Here is a 22593-nt window from a genome sequence, read left to right on the forward strand (position 1 = left end):
ATTTGGTTTCAGCTCTTGTCGTCATCGGTCTCGACACACTGTGACACAACTTTCCGGTCTCGCGACAAAGAGAGAGACCCGCGGAACCTAACTGGGCCGTTAGGACCTGGCATTCGGAATATGGCGCCGCATGCGCCGGAATGACGTCGCGCGAGGATTAAAGGACCCATGACCCAGGACAAAGACCCCTCGCCCAAACCCGAAGCCGAAGCCCCTGTGACGGCGCGCCCGCGCCAGATCGGGCCGCGCAAACTCACCAACACCCAGAAACTGATCGGCACGGTCGTGGCCTTGATCGTCGTCGGCCTGCTGGCGGTGGTGGTGGCCATGTCGCTGGGCGGCGACAAGGGCGGCGACGGCCAGCAGGGCGGTCCCGGCGGTCCCGGCGGTCCGGGTGGCGGACGACGCGGCGGTCCGGCCAGCACGGTCGGGGTGGCCACGGCCTCCAGCGCCGACATTCCGGTCCTGATCGAGGCGCTCGGCACCGTGACGCCGGCGGCGACCGTAACGGTGCGCCCGCAGGTGTCGGGCATGATCACCCAGGTCTTTTTCCGCGAGGGCCAGATCGTTCAGCGCGGCCAGCTCCTTGCCCAGATCGATTCCCGCGCCTTCCAGGCCCAGCTGACCCAGGCGCAAGGGCAGCTGCAGCAGAACACGGCCCAGCTGGCCGCCGCCCGAGTCACCCTGACCCGCTACGAGACCCTGCAGGGTCAGGACTCGATCGCCGGGCAGGACGTCGACACCCAGCGCGCCCTGGTTCAGCAGCTGGAAGGCGCCGTCACCGCCAATCGTGGCGCGGTGGACGCCGCGCGCCTGAACCTGACCTTCAGCCGGATCACCGCGCCGGTCACCGGCCGGATCGGCCTGCGGGTCGTCGATGTCGGCAACTATATCGGCGCGGGCGACAGCGCGGGTCTGGCCGTGATCACCACCACCACCCCGATCGACGTCGAGTTCACCGTGCCCCAGGACAGGATTCCGGACATCCAGCGGCGAGTCTATTCCGGCGCGACCCTGCCGGTGCTGGCGCTGGACCGCACCCGAACCACGACGCTGGACAGCGGGACCTTCTCGACGCTGGACAATGTGGTCGGCACCACGACCGGCACGGTGCGTGGCAAGGCGCGCTTCGCCAACGCCTCGGGCGCCCTGTTCCCCAGCCAGTTCGTCAATGTCCGCATCACCCTCGACACCCTGAAGGGCGCCGTGGTCGTGCCCGCCACCGCCGTGCGTCAGGGAACGGACTCGGCCTTCGTCTGGCTGGTCAAGGCCGACAACACCGTGACCAAGCGCACCGTCGTGACGGGGCAGGCAACCACGACCCAGGTGGTCATCTCCTCGGGCCTGGCCATCGGCGACAAGGTCATCACCGAAGGCGGCGACCGTCTGACCGAGGGCGGCAAGGTCACCGTCGCAGGTCAGGCCCCGGCACGCGGCCAGCGCGGCCAACACTCCGGTCAGCGTCGTAACCGTCCGGCGGCCCAGTAAGCCGATGAGCCCCTCGCGTCCCTTCATCCAGCGCCCGGTCGCGACCGCGCTGCTGATGCTGGCCATCGTGCTGGCCGGCTTCGTCGGCTTCCGCATGCTGCCGCTCTCGGCCCTGCCGCAGGTCGACTATCCGACCATCCAGGTCCAGACCCTGTATCCGGGCGCGAGCCCCGAGGTCATGAGCCAGACCGTCACAGCCCCGCTGGAACGCCAGCTCGGCGAGATGGCGGGGCTGGACCGGATGAGCTCTGTCAGCTCGGCCGGCGCCTCGGTCATCACCCTGCAGTTCGGGCTGAACGAGACGCTGGACGTCGCCGAACAGGAGGTCCAGGCCGCCCTGAACGGCGCCAGCGCCCTGCTGCCCGCCGATCTGCCGGCGCCGCCGACCTACGCCAAGATCAATCCGGCCGACGCACCGGTCCTGACCTTGGCCATCACCTCCGACACCCTGCCGCTGACCGAGGTGCAGAACCTCGTGAACACCCGTCTGGCCCAGAAGATCAGCCAGACCGCGGGCGTGGGCCTGGTCAGCCTGTCGGGCGGCCAGAAGCCGGCGATCCGCATCCAGGCCGACACCCAGGCCATGGCCTCCTACGGCATCACCCTGACGGACATGCAGTCGGCCATCACCGCCGCCAACGCCAACGGCGCCAAGGGCAGTTTCGACGGTCCGACCCGGACCTATACAATCAACGCCAACGACCAGTTGCTGACGGTCGATGACTACAAGAACCTGATCGTCACCTATGCCGACGGCGCGCCCGTGCGGCTGTCGGATGTGGCCAAGGTCATCGACGGCGCGGAAAACTCCAAACTGGGCGCCTGGGCCGACGAGAAGCCCGCCATCCTGCTGAGCGTCCAGCGCCAGCCGGGCGCCAACGTCATCCAGACCGTCGACGCCATCAAGGCGCGCCTGCCCGAGCTCCAGACCCAGCTTCCGGCCGCCGTCGACATGCAGGTCCTGACCGACCGGACGACAGGCATTCGCTCGTCCGTGCATCACGTCGAGTTCGAACTGGTCCTGGCCATCATCGGCGTCGTGCTGGTGATCTTCCTGTTCGTGCACAGCCTGCGCGCGACCCTGATCGCCAGCCTGGCGGTGCCCATCTCCCTGATCGGCGCCTGCGGGGCGATGTATCTGCTGGGCTACAGCCTGAACAATCTCAGCCTGATGGCCCTGACCATCGCGACCGGCTTCGTCGTCGACGACGCCATCGTCATGATCGAGAACATCTCGCGCCACATCGAGAAGGGCGAGAAGCCTATGGCGGCGGCGCTCAAGGGCGCGGGCGAGATCGGTTTCACCATCATCTCGCTGACGGTTTCCCTGATCGCGGTGCTGATCCCGCTGCTGTTCATGGGCGATGTGGTCGGGCGGCTGTTCCGCGAGTTCGCCATCACCCTGGCCATCACCATCCTGATCTCGGCGGTGGTCTCCCTGACCCTGACGCCGATGTTGTCGGCGCGCTGGCTGAAGCCGGAAGCGGAGGGCGAGCTGAAAGGCGTCAGCCGTTACAGCGCCCGCCTCTTCGCCGATGTGGAGCGCCGCTACGAGAAGGGTCTGGACTGGGTGCTGCGGCATCAGCCCCTGACCCTGGGCATTGCGGTGGCGACCGTCGCCCTGACTGCCGTCCTGTATCTGGTCATCCCCAAGGGCCTGTTCCCGGTGCAGGACACCGGCCAGCTTCTGGCCCGCACCGAGGCGACCAGCTCCATCTCCTATGCGAAGATGAGCGAGCTGCAGCAGCAGGCGGCCAAGGTCATCCTGGCCGACAAGGACGTGAAGTCGCTGAGCTCCTTCATCGGCGTGGACGGGACCAATAACGCGACCCTGCACAACGGCCAGATGACCATCAACCTGAAGGACGGTCACGGGTCGCAGGACAGGATCATGGCCCGGCTGAAGTCCGAGGTCGCCGAGATCCCCGGCCTGCGCCTGTTCCTGCAGCCGACCCAGGACCTGACCATCGACACCGAGACCGGCCCGACCCAATACCGCCTCGCGGTCGAGGGCGCCGACACCGCCGTCGTCAAGGAATGGGCCGGCAAGCTGGCCGCGGCGATGGAGAAGCAGTCCAAGCTGAGGAACGTCTATAACGACGCCAGCGCCACGACCTCGGCGGCTCTGGTCGATGTGGATCGTGACACCGCCGCACGGCTGTCGATCACCGCGTCCCAGGTCGATGAGGCCCTCTACAGCGCCTTCGGCCAGCGGATCGTCTCCACCATCTTCACCGAGACCAACCAGTACCGGGTGATCCTGGAGGCCGACCCGACCCTGGTCACCGACCTGAACACCCTGGGGCAGCTGAACCTCAAGGCCGAGGGCGGGGCCGCGCCGCTCAGCGCCTTCGCCACGATCCGCGAGCAGCAGTCGCCGGTGCAGGTGACCCACGTCGCCCAGTTCCCGGCGACGACCATCGGCTTCGACGCCGCGCCCGGCGTCTCGCTCGGCGCCGCGGTCGGGCAGGTGAGGGCGGCGATCAAGAGCATCGACATGCCCGCCAGCGTGACCACGACCTTCCTCGGCAGCGCCGGCGCCTATGAGAAGTCCCTGACCAACCAGCTGTGGCTGATCCTGGCGGCGGTGGTCTGCGTCTACATCGTGCTGGGGGTCTTGTACGAAAGCTACGTCCACCCCCTGACCATCCTCTCGACCCTGCCGTCGGCGGGCGTCGGGGCCCTGTTCGCCCTGCTGATCACCGGCAACGATCTCGGCGTTATCGGCATCATCGGGCTGATCCTGCTGATCGGCATCGTGAAGAAGAACGCCATCATGATGATCGACTTCGCGATCGACGCGGAGCGGACCGAGGGCAAGTCGCCGCGCGAGGCCATCTTCCAGGCCGCGGTGCTGCGCTTCCGGCCGATCCTGATGACGACCATGGCCGCGCTTCTGTCCGCCGTGCCCCTGATGCTGGGCATGGGGGAGGGGGCGGAGCTGCGCCGGCCGCTGGGCATCGCCATCTTCGGCGGCCTGCTGGTCAGCCAGTTGCTGACCATGTTCACGACGCCGATCATCTATCTGGCCTTCGACAAGCTGGGGCCGAGAAAGACGCCGACGGGCGCTGCCGGTGCGTCCGAGGACGACGGCCCGTTGCCGACCGACCTTGAAGGTGATCCGGAGCCTGCCCGGTGAACCTGTCCCAGCCCTTCATCCGGCGGCCCATCGCGACGGTCCTGCTGAGCATCGGCTTGGCGCTCGCGGGCATCGGCGCCTTCTTTGTCCTGCCGGTCGCGCCCCTGCCGCAGGTCGACTATCCGGCCATTTCGGTGCGGGCGAGCCTGTCGGGCGCCAGTCCGGAGACCATGGCCTCCAGCGTCGCGACGCCGCTGGAGCGCCGGCTCGGCGTCATCTCCGACGTCAATGAGATGACGTCCCAGAGCTCCACGGGCTCCACGCGGATCAATCTGCAGTTCAACCTGAACCGCAACATCGACGGCGCGGCGCGCGAGGTGCAGGCGGCGATCAATGCGGCGCGCGCCGACCTGCCCGCCTCGATGCGCAGCAATCCGACCTACAACAAGGTGAATCCGTCCAGCGCCCCGGTCATCATCCTGGCCCTGACCTCGGACACCAAGACGCCGGGCCAGATCTATGACGCCGTGTCCAACACCGTTTCCCAGCGCATCGCCCAGGTCGACGGCGTCGGCGAGGTCGAGATCGGCGGCGGCTCCCTGCCGGCCGTACGAGTCCAGATCAATCCGTTCCAGCTGAACACCTACGGCATCAGCCTGGAGGACGTGCGGGCCGCGATCGAATCCGCCAATGCCGACCGCCCCAAGGGCGCGGTGGAGGGCGACGGCCGCCGCTTCCAGATCTACACCACCGCCGCCGGCCGCAACGCCACCGACTATTCCAACCTCGTCATCGCGTGGCGGGACAACGCCCCCGTGCGGCTGTCGGATGTGGCCACGGTCGCCGACAGCGTCGCCGACACCCGCACCCTGGGCCTGTTCAACGGCAAGCCGGCGATCATCGTCCTGATCACCCGCGAGCCCGGCGCCAATGTCATCAAGACCGTCGACGGCGTTCGCGCCGTGGTGCCCGAGCTTCAGGCCCAGCTGCCCAGCGACATCAGGATCCAGGTCGCCTCGGACAGCACCAACTCCATCCGCTCGTCCCTGCACGAGATCGAGCTGACCCTGATCGTGTCCCTGATCCTGGTGGTGCTGGTGGTCTCGGCCTTCCTGCGCACGGCCTCGGCGACGATCATCCCGGCGGTGGCCACCGTGGTCTCCCTGCTGGGGACCTTCGGGGTCATGTATCTGCTGGGCTTCTCGCTCAACAACCTCTCACTGATGGCCATTACGGTCGCGACCGGGTTCGTGGTCGATGACGCCATCGTGGTGCTGGAGAACACCCAGCGCCACATCGAGGCCGGGATGGAGCGGGTCAAGGCGGCGCTGCTGGGCGCTCGTGAGGTCGGCTTCACCGTCCTGTCGATTTCCATCTCGCTGGTCGCCGTCTTCATCCCCCTGCTGTTCATGGGCGGGCAGGTCGGACGGCTGTTCCGCGAGTTCGCCGTGACCCTGTCGGCGGCGGTGATGATCTCTCTGGTCATCTCCCTGACCCTGACGCCGATGATGTGCGCCTTCATGCTGAAGCGGCATCCCGAGGGGCATCGCGAGAACTGGCTGGCGCGCCAGTTCGAGAAGGCGTTCAGCTTCGTCCAGAACGTCTATTCCTGGTGTCTGGACTGGGCCCTGGCGTGCAAGCCGCTGGTCATCCTGTCGCTGGTCGCGATCATCGCCCTGACCGGCTATCTCTATGTGGTCGTGCCCAAGGGCTTCTTCCCGCAGCAGGACTCCGGGCAGTTGATGGCCGGGGTGCGGGCGGACCAGAGCGTGTCCTTCCAGGCCATGTCGGCCAAGCTGAAGACGGTCGTGGACATCATCCACAAGGACAAGGCGGTCGACACGGTCGTCGGCTTCACCGGCGGCGCCCGGGCCGGCGGCGCCTTCATGTTCGTCAATCTGAAACCGCTCAAGGAGCGGGGCGAGAACGGTCAGGCGGTCATCGCCCGGCTGCGGCCGCAGCTGCAGAAAGTCGCCGGCATCAGTGTCTTCCTGAACCCGGTGCAGGACGTGCGCATGGGCGGGCGGTCGTCGAACTCGACCTATCAGTACACCCTGATCTCGGACTCCAGCGCCGACCTCAAGACCTGGGCCACGAAGCTGGGAGAGGCGATGAAGGCCCGGCCCGAGCTGACCGACGTCGACAGCGACCAGTCCGAGAACGGCGTCGAGACCTTCATCACCATCGACAAGGACTCGGCCGCGCGGATGGGGATCACGCCCCGGGCCATCGACAACAGCCTCTACAACGCCTTCGGCCAGCGGCAGGTCGCGACCATCTATGAGGACATCAACCAGTATTCAGTCATCATGGAGTGGCAGCAGCAGTTCGCCCAAGGCCCCGAAGCCCTGAACGACGTCCAGGTCCCGACCAGCGGAACGGGGGCGACCACCAACGCCGTGACCAATCCGGCCCTGCGCGACCCCTCGACCGGTACGGCGCTCGCCACCACGACCACACCGATGACGCCCCTGTCGGCCATCTCGTCGGTCAGCCAGCACGCGACGGACACCTCGGTCAATCACCAGAACGGAGAGCTGGCCACGACCGTCTCCTTCAACCTCGCGGACGGCGTCACTCTGGACGACGCCAAGCGGGCGATCACCGAGGCCGAGGCCTCGATCGGCATGCCGATCAACGTGCGCGGGACCTATGCCGGCACCGCCGCCAGCGCCGGCGATCTGGCCAGGCAAATGCCCCTGCTGATCGGCGCCGCCCTGGTCGCGATCTACCTCGTGCTGGGGATCCTCTATGAGAGCTACATTCACCCCCTGACCGTGCTCTCGACCCTGCCCGCGGCGGGCGTCGGAGCGGTGCTGGCCCTGATGCTGTTCAACATGGAGTTCTCGGTCATCGCCCTGATCGGGGTCTTCCTCCTGCTCGGCATCGTGAAGAAGAATGCGATCCTGATCATCGATTTCGCGCTGGATGCCCAGAGGTCGCGGGGGCTGACGGCGGTGGAGGCGGTGCGGGAAGCGTCGCTGCTGCGCTTCCGCCCGATCCTCATGACCACCCTGGCCGCGGGGCTCGGCGTCCTGCCGCTGGCCATCGGCTTCGGCGAGGGGGCGGAACTGCGCCGTCCGCTGGGCATCACCATCATCGGCGGGCTGATCGCCAGCCAGCTTCTGACCCTGCTCACCACCCCCGTCGTCTACGTCTATCTCGACAGGCTGAGGGGCAGGAAACGCGACGAGAGCGCCCTGGCGCGCCACATCGAACCGGAGACCACGACCGCATGACCCGCATCCCTGCAAAGACCGCGGCGGCCCTGTTCGGCGTCGCCCTCCTGACCTCCGCTTGCGCCGTGGGACCGAACTATGTGGTCCCGACGACGGCCTCCGCCCCGCTGACGTTCAAGGCGCCGACGGGCTGGAGCGTGGCTGCGCCCGGCGACAGTCTGGAGCGCGGCGACTGGTGGATCCTGTTCGGCGATCCGGTTCTCAACGATCTGGCCGCCCGCGCCGAGACCGCCAATCAGACCATCGCCGCCGCAGAGGCATCCTATCGTCAGGCCCGCGCCGCGACGCGCGAGACCCGGTCCAGCCTGTTCCCCACGGTCGACCTCAACGGCTCGGGATCGAAGTCGGGCGGCGACGGCTCGACGGGTGACAGCGAGAGCTATCAAGTCGGCATCGGCGCCAGCTGGGAGCCGGACCTGTGGGGCCGTATCCGGCGTCAGGTCGAGGGCTCTAACGCCCAGACCGAGGGCAGCGCCGCCGATCTGGCCAGCGCCCATCTGTCCATCCAGGGCGAGCTGGCGGCCAACTATCTGAACCTGCGCGAGGCCGACGCCGAGACGGCGATCCTGAACCAGACCATCGCCGCCTATGAGCGGGCGCTGACGATCACGCAGAACCGCTATGACGCCAAGATCGCGCCGCGCACCGACGTGCTTCAGGCCCAGAGCCAGCTGGCCACGGCGCGCTCCACCTTGGTTGGGTTGGAGCGGACCCGCGCGACCTATGAGAACGCCATCGCGGTGCTGGTGGGCGAGAACCCCAGCAGCTTCACCCTGGCGGCGGTCAACGACTGGAGCCCCGTCGTGCCCGACGTGCCTCTGGGCGTGCCGTCGGAAATCCTGCAGCGTCGTCCGGACATCGCCTCGGCCGAGCGGGCGGTGGCGGCGGCCAATGCGACCATCGGCGTCGAGCAGGCGGCCTTCTTCCCGACCCTGTCCCTGACCGGATCGGCCAATTCGCAGGCGTCCAGCCTCGGCGACCTGTTCGCGGCCTCGACCAATGTCTGGTCGTTGGGCCTGGGCCTGGCCGAGACGGTGTTCGACGCCGGGGCGCGCGGCGCGCGCGTGGCGCAGGCGCGGGCGACCTATGACGGCACGGTCGCGACCTATCGCCAGACGGTGCTGACCGCCTTCCAGGACGTCGAGAACCAGCTGACGGCGACCGGCGTGCTGGCGCGTCAGTACGCCCTGCTGCAGGAGGCCTCGACGGCGGCGGACCAGACCGAGGCGGCGATGCTCAACCAGTATCGCGCGGGGCTGGTGGCCTATACCGACGTGATCTCGGCCCAGACCAGCGCCCTGAGCGCGCGCCGCAACCTGCTGCAGGCGGGCGTCGATCGCCAGACGACGGCGGTCGCGCTCATTCAGGCTCTGGGCGGCGGCTGGACCACGGCGTCTCTTCAGAATCCGCCGACCTGAGGGCCTAGCGCAGATAGTCGGACAGCTTGACCGACATCAGCATGTTCAGGGTCGACCAGGCAGTCTGGAGCTGGGTCTCGTACTGGGTCGCCAGCACCGAGGCCTCGGCGAGGTCGGCCTCCTTCAGGGTGCTGACCAGATCGGACAGGGCCGAGGCCTTCGCGTCCGCCCGCTCGGCGATGGCCTCGAGCCGCGTCGCCCCCGCCGAAAGCCCGGCTTGCAGATCGGCGACGCCCGAGGCCGCCGACTGGACCTGATCCAGCGCCGCCGCCGCGGTCGAGGTCCCGTTGATCAGCCCCTTCAACGCCTCGACCAAAGTCGCCAATGAAGAATTGGCGGAGTTGACCGAAAGGGCCACCGTCTGGCCGTCCGAGGCCGTGAACACCCGTTCGTCGGCGCTGCCCAGATAATAGCTGTCGGCCGCGCCGGAGACATAGTCGGTCAGGTTCACCGCCGTGGCGTCGGTCGCGGTCCCGGCGAACAGGGACTGGTCCGAGAACCGGCTGTTGAGGATGCTCTCAAGGTCCGCCAGCCAGCCCTCGGCCGTCGCGGCGAGGTCGGTCGTGTCACTGGCGCTGACGGCGGAGGCGAGGGTGGTGGAGATGGTGTCGGTGAGGTCGGTGATCGTGCCGAGCGCCGACCACGACTGCTGTAGCACCGTCAGGGCGCTGTTGGCGGCGTTCGACTGGGCGGTCGCCGTCTCGTACGCCGTCTGCTGACGCGTCAGGGCCCCCGCCGAGACGCCGAGGCCGCCGAAGGTCGAGGACTTGAGCCCGCTCGCCGTCTGTTCCTGAACCTCGGCCAGCTTCGCCTGGGTCCCCAGGCTCTGGTGCAAGACGTAGAGGGACTGGGTGAAGGTCGCGACCCGGCCGATCATGACGCCCCCATCACGACGCAGCCATGCTGACGAGAGTGTCGAACATGTCCTTGATGGCGCTCATCAATTGGGCGGTCATCTCGTACTGCTGCTGGTAGAGACTAACGAGGGCGGTCTGTTCGTCGAGGTTCACGCCCGTGACGTTGCTGAGGCTGTTCTGATACCCCTCGGACAGGGCGGTCGAGAGCGACGCCGCGCTCGCAGCCTTCGACACGGTCGAGGCCGCCGAGGCGAGGACGTTGGAGGCATAGGACAACAGGCTGGTGGTCTGGGCCGACAGCTTGCCGGAGGCGGGCAGGGCGCGGTCGGCGCCCAAGGCCGTCAGCATGGCCTGGACGCCGCCCGTTCCCCCCGAGGCGACCGCGCTCGCATTGACGGCCGCCGTGGAGTCGAGAGTCGAGGTGGCCAGCTTGCTGCTGTCGGACAGCAGGCCGGCGGAGACGCGGATGGTCGAGGCGTCAGCCCCCGTGAAGACATCGTTGAAGCCGAGCCAGGCGTTCAGCGTCTGACCGGAACTGGTCAGGGCTGTGCTGGAGTCCAGGGCGATCCCGCCGCTGGCGCTGGAGAGGGTCAGCTTGCCGTTCGACAGGCTGGCGGTGACGCCCGACACCCCGTTCAGGGCGGTCATCAGGTCGGCGACGGTGGTGATCCCGGACAGGTCGAGCGTCGTCGATCCGGTAGACGTCCCGGAGGTCGTCATCTGGACGATCGTCAGGCTGCCGGTCAGGGACAGGGCGTCGCTGGAGGTCGCCGACAGGCTCGAGGTGAGGCTGGACGGCGGATAGCTGGCCGAACTGGCGGCGGCGGTGTTGACGGCGTCGATCACTCCGGCGGCCAGGGTGTCGAGCGCGGACTGTTCGGCGGGCAGGATGGTGTCGCGCAAGGCCAGCAGCCCGCCCAGTTCGCCGGTCGTCAGACTGCTGGTGAGGTCGCGGCCGTTGAGGGTCACGCCGGACAGGCTGCCGGGGTAGGTCGCGCTCGCCGACACGGCGCTGGTCGAGAAGCCGAGAACGCTGGCGGTGTCCCCGACCAGCTGCTGGCCGCTGGTGGTGTAGACGTTGAGCCGCCCGGAGGCGTCCTCATAGCTGGTCACGCCGAGCAGGCTCGCCAGCGAGGTCATGGCCGTGTCGCGGGCGTCGGCGAGGCTGGCCGCGTCCCCCTGACCCGAGACGATCTGGCTGTTGAGGCCGCTGATGGTGGTCAGGAGGGCGTTGATCTGGCCGACCGTGGTGGCGATGGCGCTGTCGGCGTCCTTGCGCAGCGACTGGATGCCCGAGGACAGGTCGCGCAGACCGTCGGCCAGTTCGCTGGCGGCCGAGACCACATCGGCGGCGCTGGTGGTCGAAGAGCCCGAGGCCAGACTGGTCAGGGCCGTGGACAGGGCCGAGGTCAGGCTGGCGATGTCCGAGCCGTCGTCCGTGCCGCCCAGCAGGGTGTCGTAGCGGCTGAGGGTGTCATTGACGGCGGTGTCGTATCCCGCCTGGGCCGCGCTGGCAGTCACGGCCTTCAGGAGGTAGCTGTTCGTGGCCCGGCTGACTGTGCCTGTGCTCAGACCCAGGATCGCCGTCTGGGACGTCGCCACATAGGTCTTGGAGGTGTAGCCGGCCGTACTCGCGTTCGCGACGTTGGTCGTGCTCAGGGCGACCTGATACTGGGCCGTCGAGAGGGCCGCCGAGGCGTTGGCGAGAACGCCGCCCAAGCTCACGGCTGATCCCCGTTCATGCGTCGCTCCTCGGCGGCGTCCGCCGCAGGCGAGCGCCCGCGCCATAGGCGTCGCGCGCGCCGGCTCCACGATTCAGGCGGATGATTTCGCTGGAGTGAGTGGCCATTTCGGAGCGCAACACCTCGGCCCGGGTCTTGAGGGCGGCTTCCAGCAACTGCACGTCCGAGATCAGCACGGCCCGGTCGTCCCAGGGCAGGGTGGCGAGCTTCGCGGCGATGTCGCGCGCCATGGCTGCGGCTTCTTCGTAGCCCTCGATGATGGGCAGGCTGAAGCCCGCGCCCCGCGAGCGCCGGGCTTTGGACAGCAGTTTCTGAAGGTTCTGCCCGTGATCCGGCATCAGCGGACGACCGAGATCAGGGTGTCGAACATGTCCTTGACGCTGGACACGACCTGGGAGGCGGCGGAGTAGGCCTGCTGGGCCACGATCATCTTGTTGAACTCGGTCGCCGTGTCGGTGGTCGAGCCTTCCAGGGCGCTGGAGACCACGTCGCCGGCCGCGCCCACGCCGGACAGATTGATCTGGGCCTGACCGCTGGAGGCGCTGGCCTTGAAGGTGGTGCCCGACACCTGGCTCAGGCCCGAGGCGTTGGCGAAGGTGGCGACCGGGATCTTGTAGATCGTCTTGGTCAGGCCGTTGGAGAAGGTCGCGCTGACCGTGCCGTCCGAACCGATGGAGACGCCGCTGAGCGTGCCCGCCGCCATGCCGTCGCTGGTGATCTTCGTCACCGCGATGGTCGGGTCGGTGGCGCCGGAATCGTACTGTGTCAGGCCGGTCGACGAGCCGACGGCGCCCAGGTTCAGCGCGACCGTGGCGTCCGAGGCGCCGTCGTTGAAGCTGAAGGTCACCGACGACGGATCCGGATTGATCACCGACGGCAGGCCGTTGCTGTCGAAGGTGATGCTGACCGTATTGGTCGCCGCCGTCCCGGTCTCCTCGCCGCTGCCGGCCGAATAGGGATTGCTGACCGCGAGCGACCAGGTGTTGGCGTCGGTCTTGGTCCAGGTCTGGTCGAAGATGTGGGTCGCGCCGAGGCTGTCGATCACCGAAGAGGTGGTGGTGAAGGCGTCGCCGACGGCGGCGTCGGCCGGCAGGTTTGCGGCGACCGTCAGACTGGTGCTGGCCGAGGCCGGCGAGGTCAGGTTGGAGACATTGATCGCCTGCAGGCTGGAGGCGCCGGTCGCGGTCACCACGCCGTCGGCGTCGGTGGCGTAGCCCTGCAGATAGTAGCCTTCGGAGTTGACCAGATAGCCGGAAGAGTCGGTCGTGAAGCTGCCGTTGCGGCTGTAGGCCAGGTCCGCGACCCCGCCCGTCGGGCTGCTGGTCACGGCGAAATAGCCCGAGCCGTTGATCGCCAGGTTGGTGTCGACCGTCGAGGTGGAGATCACCCCCTGAACCAGCATGGCGCGGCTGAGCGTGGTCGAGACCCCACCGGCGGCGATGCTGGATTCCATGCTGGAGGAGACCAGCGACTGAAACGACGTGTCCTTGACCTTGTAGGCGGTGGTCGAGGAGTTGGCGATGTTCTCCGAGATGGACGACAGGGCGACGCCCTGGGCGGTCAGGCTGGAGACGGCGGAGGCGAGGGCGCTGGACAGGGTCATGGGGGCGCTCCTCAGGCCGAGGCGTAGAGTTTGAGGATGTCGTCGGTGGAGATGACCGCGTCGCCGGCCTGATAGGCCGTGGTCCCGCTGTCGAAGGTCACCGCGTCGATCTGGGCGAAGGCGGTCACGGCGTTGACCGTGCCGACCCCGTCGGCGTCGCTGGACACCGAGGTCAGGGTCAGGACGTCGCCGTCCTCGACCCCCGTGAGGTCGGACTGATCGAGCGAGAAGGCGTGCTGGCCGCTGCTGGTCTCACCCGTGCCGGACCAGACCACGTCGCCGTCCTGATTGGTCACCACCAGGGCCGTCGAGGCGGCGTCCGATCCGACCGTATAGGTCCACGAGGCCGAACCGTTCTGGACGGGGGCGTCGGTGCTGTCGGTCTCGGCGGTCTTGCCGATGTAGTCGGCGCCGCCCGACGTCAGCATGGCGGTCAGGGACGACGACAGGGCCGAAAGACTGTCGTTGGTCTCGGTCTGGGCCCCCAGCTGGGCATAGCCGACCAGCTGGTTGGTGAAGTCGGTGACGTCCGTCGGCTCAAGCGGGTTCTGCGTCTTCAGCTGGGTGACCAGGATCTGCAGGAACTGGTTCATGTCGAGCGTCAGCGCCGACGACGAGGATGTCGCTGTCGAGGTCGTCGTCGCGACGGATGAAACGGTGGTCATGGCGTCGGCCCGGTCCGGTTGCTGTCACGGGTTCAACGAGACGGCCGGAACGGATGGGGCGCGAAAAATGCGCGGGCCCTGATTTTTCTCACGGCGACAGAAAGCGCGCCCCAAACGCGGCGGCCGTTCCGTTCCATCGGCGGGACCGGAGACGAGAAGCGTTCTCCGCCCCCTCCGGCGTGCATTCCGCACGTCGGCGTCAGTCTGGAGAGAACGAGGAAAGAATGCCTGTCATCTCAACCAATACCGCCGCCAACACCGCCCTGCGCTATCTGAACGCCAATTCGGCGGCGCAGTCGGCCTCGGTGGCGAAACTGTCGAGCGGCCAACGCATCCAAAGCGCGAAGGACGACGCGGCCGGCCTGGCCACGTCGACCAATATCGCTGCGGACGTGGTGGTGCTCGAACAAGCCTCCATCAACGCCCAGCAGGGAACCGCGGTGCTTCAGACCGCCGACGGCGCCCTGTCCCAGATCAGCGACATCCTGCAACGCATGAAGTCGCTGACGGCCCAGGCCCAGACCGGGTCGGTGGACGATGATGGCCGCGCCAACATCGATGCGGAGTATCAGCAGCTGCTGGAAGAAGTCGGGGACATCGCGACCACGACGAACTTCAACGGCTCGACCCTGCTCGACGGCGCGGGCGACTATGCGAGTGGCGTCTCCTTCCTCCTGGGCACCAGCAGCACCGATACGCTGACGGTGACCATCGACGGGGTGACGGCGAGCGATCTCGGCATCGACAGCACCAGCGTGGCCACCGCGGATGACGCGGCGGATGCGATGGACGCCATCGATACGGCGATCAACACCATCTCAACCTCGCGGGCCAATGTGGGCGCCAGCCTGTCGCGCTTCGACTATCGGGCGAGTGTCATCGACACCTCGCTCGAGAACCTGGAGGCCGCGAAATCGGCCATCAGCGACGTCGACCTGGCCTCCGAGCAGACCAACTACACGACGCTCTCGACCCTGACCCAGGCGGCCATCGCCGCCCTGAGCCAGGCGAACAGCATGAGCCAGTCGCTGTTGAAGCTGCTCCAGTAAAGGCGCGGGCGGGGGTTCGCCTCCGCCCGTTCCCCTGATCCCCACACGAACGGATAAACCTCATGGCCAGCGTCGCCGCGACCGCCTCGACCTCCGGGTCGGCCAGCTACATCACCTCCATCTCCTCGGGACTGGACACCGACGCCCTGATCGATGCGGCGGTGGCCCAGAAGACCGCGCGCGCCGACACCATCGACGCCAGGATCACCACGAACACCACGAAGATCAGCGCCTATCAGGAGGTCCAGAGCCTGGTCGCGGCCGTGTCCGACGCCATGGAGTCTCTGGCGCTGCCCGCCTGGTCCAGCCTGGGGTCGGATAACGCCTTCGACAACCGCTCCGGCTCCCTGACCACGGCCTCGGGCGTGACCGTCTCGGGCCTGGCCGTCGACGTCGACAGCGAGGCGGCCACGGGCGTCTATTCCATCGAGGTGGTCCAGCTGGCCCAGGCGATGAAGGTCGCCGCGACCGCCGGCCCCTCGACCACCGCGCTCGGCCTGACGGGGGTGATGTCGGTCGGCGTCGAGGGCGGGACGGCCGCCGAGATCACCGTCACCGCCACGACGACCCTCAGCGATCTGGCCAAGGCCATCAACGCCCAGACCTCGACCACGGGGGTGCAGGCCTCGCTCGTGAAGCTGGACGATACGAACTACCAGCTCGTGCTGTCCGCCGTGGACACCAATGAGACCATCGTCCTGGGCACGGTCAGCGGTGACGACGTGGCCCAGTCGGTCGGACTGACCGACGCCGACGGCGGCTTCACCAATGTCCTGCGCGAGGCCCAGCCCGCGATCATCACCGTCGATGGCGTCACTGTCACCCGCTCGACCAATGAGATGACCGACGTCATCGACGGGGTCAGCTTCTCCCTCGCCGGGGTCACGACCGAGCCGATCACCCTGACGATCACCGCCGACAATTCGGGGGTGAAGACCGCGATCAGCGACTTCGTCACCGCCTACAACGCCCTCAAGCAATATGTGCTCGACCAGCAGGCGGTGTCGTCCAGCGGCGGGGCGTCCGACGACGCGGTCCTGTTCGCCGACAGCCTGCTGCGGTCGCTGGACCAGTCGCTGAAGACCATGATCAACGGCGCCAGCGCCTCGGCCTCGGGCGACATCACCCGGCTCAGCGACATGGGCATCACCTGGACCTCGGACAATCTGCTCGAGATCAGCGACGAGACCGCGCTGAACGACGCCATCCTGTCCAATGCCAAGGCGCTGGAGAGCTTCTTCGAAACCGACTTCACGACGTCGGACAGTGGCCTGAAGCTGCTGCGCAACAACACGTCCAGGTCGCTCGACTTCACCCTGTCGATCACAACCGACGACAGCGGGGCCATCACCGGCGTTACCATCGACGGGAATGACGCGGCCTTCACCATCTCCGGCTCCCGCCTCGTGGGGGCGACGGGCACGGCCTATGAGGGCATTACCTTCATCCTGGCGCCGGCCTCGACCGGGGACATTTCTGTGTCGATCCAGCAGGGGTTCGCCAATCTGCTGACCCAGGCGATGACGCTCTACAACAGCTCGACTACCAGCCTGATCCAGCAGCGCATCGACTCGATCGAGACGGTCAACGAGGACCTGACCACCCGGTCCGACAAGATCCGCACCGACGCGGACACGTACCGCGAAAAGCTCGTGACCAAATACGCGAACATGGAGGCCGAGCTGACCCAGGCCAAACTTCTTCAGGCCCAGATCGCGGCCATTCTCGGGAACACATCGGACGATGACTAACACCGCCTACGGACGGGCCAGCATGGCCTATCGCGCCTCGGGTCTGTTGATCCACGAGCCCGCCAGCGTCGCCCTGGCCCTGCACCAGAAGCTCTATGCGGCCGTGACCTCGGCAAGCCTTGCCGAGGAGCAAAATCGGCTCGACGAGATGACCACCCACGTGCAGACGGCCACAAGTCTGCTTACCGCGATGAGAATGCACATGAATTTCGATCTGGCGGGGGCTGATGGCCACCGTCTGGCCGAATTCTACCGCCGACTTCAGCGCCAGATCGTAGCCGCCGGAATGTTGCGGGAGGGAAGCCCGGAGTGGTCGAACATAACCGCCCAGATACGCAACGTCATGTTGGGGCTCTCAAAGGCCACAAGCCGGCAACACTAGGCGCCTCAAGCTTACATCATTGAAATATAAGGAGAAAATGTCAACTCTGGCATGTCGATTGCTGCGCGGAGGGCAGTTGAATGCTGGATCCGCCCGATGTCCGCCAAGCCCGCGCCCGCCTCCAAACCGACAGTCCTTGAGCCGGTCTCCTGCCGTGACGACCTGCCCGACGAGGTCCTCTACGCGCGGCTGAGGGAAGGGGACGATCTCTGCCTGCGGGTGCTGATGGATCGCCACAGCCGCATGGCCCAGGTCATCTGCCGCAACATCGTCGGCGATCCTGACGAGGCGATGGACGTGGTGCAGGAGGTCTTCTTCACCCTGTGGCGCAGGGGCGGGTGGACGCAGGAGGGGGCGAGGTTCTCGACCTGGCTGCACCGGGTGGTGATCAACCGGGCCATCGACCACCGCCGCCGGCGGCGCGACGCCCCGACCGAGGACACGGTGCTGGCCACCGCGCTCGAGGCTCATGACGACCACGGCCCGGTCCCGGCCGACCGCGCCATCGAACAAAGACAGGCGGGCGACCGCCTGAGAGCGGCCGTCGAACGGCTGCCGGACGCCCAAGCCCAGGCCATGCGCCTGCACTATTTCGAAGACGCCGACGTGCCGGAGATCATGGCGCGGATGGCCACCACCGAGAGCTCGGTGCGTTCACTGCTCAAAAGGGGCAGGATGGCGCTCCGGGACGATTTGCGGAATCAGAAGAAGCTCTGGACCCATGACCATGACCGAATGGCGCGACCATCTTGAAATCCTCGGCCCCGACCTGAGCGTCTGGCCGCCCCGCCTTGCCGAGGAAGCCATCGCCCTGATGAGCGTGTCGCGCGAGGCCCAGGACATCTTCGCGGTCGCGAGCGGCGCTCCGACGGCCGGTGGGAACGCCGCCGACAGAACAGCCATCCGCTAACTGATCAACCGTCACCAATCCGCGGCTGGAGCTTCATGCGCCGGTCGCCGCGCTGTCGCCTGACGGGCACGGAGCGCCGTTAACTCCTGCGAAGCTGTGCAGGGGATCTGAAAAATGGCGCGTCACGACACTCTCAAAATCGGCCTTCTGGGCGCGACCGCCCTAGTGGCGACTCTGGGCGGAGCGACCGCCGCTTCCGCCCAATCGACGGAACAGACGAGCCAGGTCGAGGACGTCATCGTCACCGCCCAGCTGCGCGCCCAGGATCCGATCGAAGTTCCCTTCGCCCTGACCGCCTACACGGGGACGCTGCTGGAAAAGCTGGGCGTTCAGGACTTCGAGGAACTGTCGGCCTTCGTCCCGGGCTTCCTGGTCCAGAACCAGTCGCCGAACAACGCCGGCTTCGTGATGCGCGGCATCACCTCGGACTCGGGTGAATCGACGGTCGAGCCCCGCGTCTCGGTGTTCCAGGACGGCGTCTCCATCTCCAAGTCGCGCGGCTCCTATGTCGAGCTGTTCGACATCCAGCGGGTCGAGGTGGCCAAGGGGCCGCAGTCGACCCTCTATGGTCGCGGCGCCCTGATCGGCGCGGTCAACATCATCCAGAACAAGGCCGACGTCGGCGACTACGACGCCGCGGCCCGCGCCAGCGTCGGCAATTTCGACTACCGGATGGCCGAGCTGATGGTGAACGTCCCGGTCGGCGAGACCGGCGCGATCCGCTTCGCCACCCGTATGAAGACGCGCGACGGCTATATCGACAACCTGCTGGACGGCGACAACTACAACAGCGTCGACACCCAGGCCTTCCGCCTGTCGGGCGTCTTCGAGCCGTCGGACCGCCTGCGCGTCGATATCATCGGCAACTATCAGACCGACAATCCGGCCGGCACCTCCTTCAAGTCGATCGCCTATAATCCGCAGGACCCGAACACCGGCGCGGTGCTGGGCGTGCGCGACGCCAATGAGGGCGCGGCCCTGACGCCGGGCGGAAACTTCGACGGCGGCAAGACCCTGGGTCTGGACCGCGAGGTCTGGGGCGTGACGGGCATCGTCAAGGCGGGTCTGACCGACAGCCTGACCCTGAACTCGACCACCGCCTACCGCGAGTTCGACAGCTATGAGACCTTCGACGCCGACGGGATTTCCCTGCCGCTGCTGACCGCCGCCGAGGATGCGGAAGGCAAGCAGTGGAGCCAGGAGTTCCGCCTGAACTACGACAACGGCGGCCGCTTCTCGGGCTTCGCCGGGGTGGGCTATTTCAAGGAAGAGGGCTCGCAACGCGCCCCGGTCGAGTTCAACGAACGCGTCGCCCTGGCCCAGCTGTCCGGCCTGCTGGACGGCGCCCCGGGCGTGGCCCTGCCCAACGCCCTGCCGTTGGCGGCCTATAGCTCCTCGACCCTGATCAATCCGATCCTGGCTGGCCTGGGAATCCCGGCGCCCTTCATCCCGGGCATCGCCGCCAATCTGAAGTCCAGCCATATCGAAGAGGCGACCAACTCCAGCGAGCTGGAATCCTGGGACCTGTTCGCCGACGCCACCTACAAGCTGACCGACCGGCTCGAGGTCTCGGCGGGCGTGCGCTACACCCATGACGACAAGACCACGGGCTTCGCGTCCCAGGTCGATAACGGCCGTTCGATCGTCGGTTCGCTGCTGGCCCTCAGTGCTATCCCGCCCGCAGGCCAACTGGCCTTCCTGACGGCCCTGGCCACACCCGGCGCCGCCACCGCTCCGGTCACCGCCGCCTTCCCCCTGTTCGGCCTGACGTTCCAGCCGACCGCCGGCAACGGCTCGACCGTGACTTCGGATCTGGAGGACGACGGCTTCACCTGGCGCGCCACCGCCCGCTACGCCCTGTCGGACGACGCCAGCGTCTACGCCAACTACGCCCGCGGCCGTCGCCCGACCGTGCTGGCGGCCAGCGCCCCGAGCGCGCCGTTTGGAACGCCGCGCTTTACCGAAGTCGCCTCCGAACAGGTCGACAGCTATGAGGTCGGCTACAAGGCTGCCCTGATGGACCGCCGTCTGCGCGTCGATGCGGCCGCCTATCTGTACAACTACGAAAACTTCCAGACGACGGTGCAGCAGGGCACCCTGTTCGTCACCACCAACGCCGGCAAGGCCGAGAGCTACGGCTTCGAGGGCCAGCTGAGCTGGGCGATGACCGAACAGGTCGAGGTGTTCGGGACCTATGGCTACAACCACTCGCGCTTCAAGGCGGGCATCTATGACGGCAACAAGTTCCGCCTGTCGCCCGACAACCGCGCCTCGGTCGGCCTGATCTGGACCCAGCCGGTCGCCGGCGGTTCGATCGAAATCCAGCCGACCTACACCTGGCAGTCGGAGATGTTCTTTGACGACAACAACGACCGCACCGACCTGCAGACCCGCAACTTCGTCGCCGACACCGTCGTGGACGAGGTCCAGGACGCCTACGGCCTGCTCAGCCTGCGCCTCCGCTACATCCCGGACGGCGCCAACTGGGGCGTCGAGGTCTTCGGCGACAACCTGACCGACGAGAAGTTCATCAAGGACGCGGGCAACACCGGCGACGGCCTCGGCATGCCGACCTTCATCGCCGGCGAGCCCCGCACCTACGGCCTGACCGTCAGCCTGCGTTACTGAGAGTAGAGCGTCATGAAGATCGACCGCCGCGGCCTCCTGAAATCCATCGGCGCGGCGGGCGCCGTCCCGGTCGTCGCTTCGGCGGCGACCGCGCAAGCGGGGGCGGTCGCCTTCCGGCACGGCGTCGCCTCGGGCGATCCGTCGACGACGGCGGCGATCTTCTGGACGCGGGTCACTCCCGCCGACGCCTCCAGCGGTCCGATCCCGGTGGTGCTGGAGGTCGCGTCCGACGCGGCCTTCGCCCACATGGTCCGGCGTTCGACCGGCCTCTCGGCCGAGCCCGCGCGGGACTTCACGGTCAAGCACGACCTCGATGGTCAGGGGCTGAAGCCGGGGACGGAATACTTTTACCGCTTCATCGCCGCGGGCGTGACCTCGCCGGTCGGGCGGGTGAAGACCCTGCCGGAAGGTCCCACGGCCGACGCGGCCCTGGCGGTGGTCTCGTGTCAGCTCTATCCGGGCGGTCTGTTCAACGCCTATGACGCCATCGCGAAGCTGGATCGGCTCGATGCGATCGTGCACCTGGGCGACTACATCTATGAATACGGCGCCGAGGCTGACGACTACGGCATGACCGCCGGCGCGGCCCTGAACCGTATCCCTGAGCCGGCGCACGAGATCGTCACCCTGGCCGACTACCGCCAGCGTCACGCCCAGTACAAGACCGACCCCGACCTCCAGGCCGCCCACGCCCGCGCCGCTTTCATCTGCGTCTGGGACGATCACGAGGTCGCCAACGACACCTGGAACACCGGCGCCGAGAACCACCAGTCCGCGACCGAGGGCGACTTCAATGCGCGCAAGGCCGCCGCGCTGAAGGCCTATTTCGAGTGGATGCCCATCCGCGAACCGGTTCCCGGCAAGATGGCCGAGGCGATCCAGCGGACCTTCCACTTCGGCGATCTGGCCAGTCTGATGATGGTCGAGACCCGGCTGCAGGGCCGTCAGCAGCAGCTGACCTATGCGGCCGACATCACGATGAAGCCGGGCCCGGACGGCAAGCCCGTCCCCGACGCCGCCGCCTTCGAGGCCAGGCGCAACGCCCCCGAGCGCGACCTGCTCGGAGACGCCCAACGCGACTGGCTGGGCCGCGAACTGGCCGCCTCCAAGGCCGCCGGCCGTCCCTGGCAGGTGCTGGGCAATCAGGTTGTCATGGCCCGTGTCGCCGGACCGAACATCGCCGCCATGGCCACGCCGGAGCAGATCTCGGGCATGCTCGGCGGCCTGCCGGCCTCGATCCGCGCCCAGGTCGAGGGCTCGATCGCCCTGTTCGCCCAAGGCCTGCCGTTCAACCTCGACAGCTGGGACGGCTATCCGGCGGGTCGCGAGCGCCTGTACCAGACCTTCAAGGCGGCGGGCGTCCAGCCCATCGTCCTGGCCGGCGACAGCCATTCCTTCTGGGTCAACGATCTGGCCGACGCCGCCGGTGAACGCGTCGCCGTCGAGTTCGGGACCAGCTCGATCACCAGCCCCTCGCCGCAGGACGCCATCGGCGACTTCCCGCTCGGCATGGCGCTGGACATCGCCAACACCGAGGTCCTGTTCTGCGACCAGACCTCCAAGGGCTACATCCTTCTGACCCTGACCCCGACCGAGGCCCGCGCCGATCTGGTCGGGGTATCGACCATCGTCTCCAGACCCTATGAGGCCAAGACGGTGACGCGTTGGAGCGTGGCGAAGACCGACGCCGGTCTGGGCCCGACGACCCGCATCTGACACCGGTCGACCCGGTCAGCCCCGCCCGCTAGGCTCTCTTCAGGGAAGAGCGAAAGGGGCGGAAAT

The 22593-nt window shown here is 67.5% G+C and carries 16 protein-coding genes; 11 read left to right on the forward strand and 5 right to left on the reverse strand.

The features are described 5' to 3' along the window. The first annotated feature begins 168 nt into the window (after positions 1–168). From AC1ROD_RS05090 to AC1ROD_RS05105, 4 genes are read left to right on the forward strand one after another with little or no spacing between them, the layout of a single operon-like run. Entirely contained in the window at positions 169–1488 is a 1320-nt protein-coding gene (locus AC1ROD_RS05090; protein WP_492947163.1) for an MdtA/MuxA family multidrug efflux RND transporter periplasmic adaptor subunit, read from the forward strand. 4 nt (positions 1489–1492) lie between these two features. Continuing rightward, the gene (locus AC1ROD_RS05095; protein WP_492947164.1) at positions 1493–4627 is read left to right on the forward strand and encodes an efflux RND transporter permease subunit; all 3135 of its coding nucleotides are present in this window, start codon (positions 1493–1495) and stop codon (positions 4625–4627) included. Then, positions 4624–7806, forward strand: a complete 3183-nt coding sequence (locus AC1ROD_RS05100) for an efflux RND transporter permease subunit (RefSeq protein WP_492947165.1) — start codon at positions 4624–4626, stop codon at positions 7804–7806. The genes AC1ROD_RS05095 and AC1ROD_RS05100 overlap by 4 nt, the downstream gene beginning before the upstream one ends. Further along, positions 7803–9224 carry an efflux transporter outer membrane subunit gene (locus tag AC1ROD_RS05105; RefSeq protein ID WP_492947166.1) on the forward strand — a complete coding sequence of 474 codons (1422 nt, stop codon included), beginning with the start codon at positions 7803–7805 and terminating at the stop codon, positions 9222–9224. The genes AC1ROD_RS05100 and AC1ROD_RS05105 overlap by 4 nt, the downstream gene beginning before the upstream one ends. Positions 9225–9228: 4 nt before the next feature. On the opposite strand, the gene AC1ROD_RS05110 is transcribed toward AC1ROD_RS05105, so the two are convergent. The 5 genes from AC1ROD_RS05110 to AC1ROD_RS05130 are packed head-to-tail and all read right to left on the reverse strand — an operon-like array spanning position 9229 to position 14091. Next, entirely contained in the window at positions 9229–10101 is an 873-nt protein-coding gene (locus AC1ROD_RS05110) for a flagellin (protein ID WP_492947167.1), read from the reverse strand. Between the two features lie 10 nt (positions 10102–10111). Further along, the gene (gene flgK, locus AC1ROD_RS05115; RefSeq protein ID WP_492947168.1) at positions 10112–11806 is read right to left on the reverse strand and encodes a flagellar hook-associated protein FlgK; all 1695 of its coding nucleotides are present in this window, start codon (positions 11804–11806) and stop codon (positions 10112–10114) included. 13 nt (positions 11807–11819) lie between these two features. Then, complete coding sequence (locus AC1ROD_RS05120; protein ID WP_492947169.1) at positions 11820–12161, reverse strand: hypothetical protein; 342 nt, start codon at positions 12159–12161, stop codon at positions 11820–11822. Next, the gene (gene flgE, locus AC1ROD_RS05125) at positions 12161–13426 is read right to left on the reverse strand and encodes a flagellar hook protein FlgE (protein ID WP_492947170.1); all 1266 of its coding nucleotides are present in this window, start codon (positions 13424–13426) and stop codon (positions 12161–12163) included. Before flgE ends, AC1ROD_RS05120 begins: the two co-directional genes overlap by 1 nt. A gap of 11 nt (positions 13427–13437) precedes the next feature. After that, positions 13438–14091: a flagellar hook assembly protein FlgD gene (locus AC1ROD_RS05130; RefSeq protein WP_492947171.1), complete on the reverse strand. Its 654-nt coding sequence runs from the start codon at positions 14089–14091 to the stop codon at positions 13438–13440. A gap of 224 nt (positions 14092–14315) precedes the next feature. Between AC1ROD_RS05130 and AC1ROD_RS05135 the strand changes: the two genes are divergently transcribed. The 7 genes from AC1ROD_RS05135 (at position 14316) to AC1ROD_RS05165 (ending at position 22527) form a co-directional block, all read left to right on the forward strand. Further along, positions 14316–15140: a flagellin gene (locus AC1ROD_RS05135; RefSeq protein ID WP_492947172.1), complete on the forward strand. Its 825-nt coding sequence runs from the start codon at positions 14316–14318 to the stop codon at positions 15138–15140. Positions 15141–15202: 62 nt separating this feature from the next. After that, the gene (gene fliD / locus AC1ROD_RS05140; protein WP_492947173.1) at positions 15203–16891 is read left to right on the forward strand and encodes a flagellar filament capping protein FliD; all 1689 of its coding nucleotides are present in this window, start codon (positions 15203–15205) and stop codon (positions 16889–16891) included. 22 nt (positions 16892–16913) lie between these two features. Then, positions 16914–17273: a flagellar protein FliS gene (locus AC1ROD_RS05145; RefSeq protein WP_492947174.1), complete on the forward strand. Its 360-nt coding sequence runs from the start codon at positions 16914–16916 to the stop codon at positions 17271–17273. 96 nt (positions 17274–17369) lie between these two features. Continuing rightward, on the forward strand, positions 17370–18026 hold the full coding sequence (locus AC1ROD_RS05150; RefSeq protein ID WP_492947175.1) for a sigma-70 family RNA polymerase sigma factor: 657 nt from the start codon (positions 17370–17372) through the stop codon (positions 18024–18026). After that, a complete protein-coding gene (locus AC1ROD_RS05155; protein WP_492947176.1) occupies positions 17995–18183 on the forward strand; it encodes a hypothetical protein in 189 nt (62 codons plus the stop codon). Before AC1ROD_RS05150 ends, AC1ROD_RS05155 begins: the two co-directional genes overlap by 32 nt. Positions 18184–18297: 114 nt before the next feature. Then, positions 18298–20811, forward strand: coding sequence for a TonB-dependent receptor (locus AC1ROD_RS05160; protein ID WP_492947177.1), 2514 nt, complete (start codon positions 18298–18300; stop codon positions 20809–20811). Between the two features lie 12 nt (positions 20812–20823). Continuing rightward, the gene (locus AC1ROD_RS05165; RefSeq protein WP_492947178.1) at positions 20824–22527 is read left to right on the forward strand and encodes an alkaline phosphatase D family protein; all 1704 of its coding nucleotides are present in this window, start codon (positions 20824–20826) and stop codon (positions 22525–22527) included. The last annotated feature ends 66 nt before the right edge of the window (positions 22528–22593 follow it).

It is taken from the genome of Brevundimonas sp. GW821-FHT12E07 (assembly GCF_058807035.1).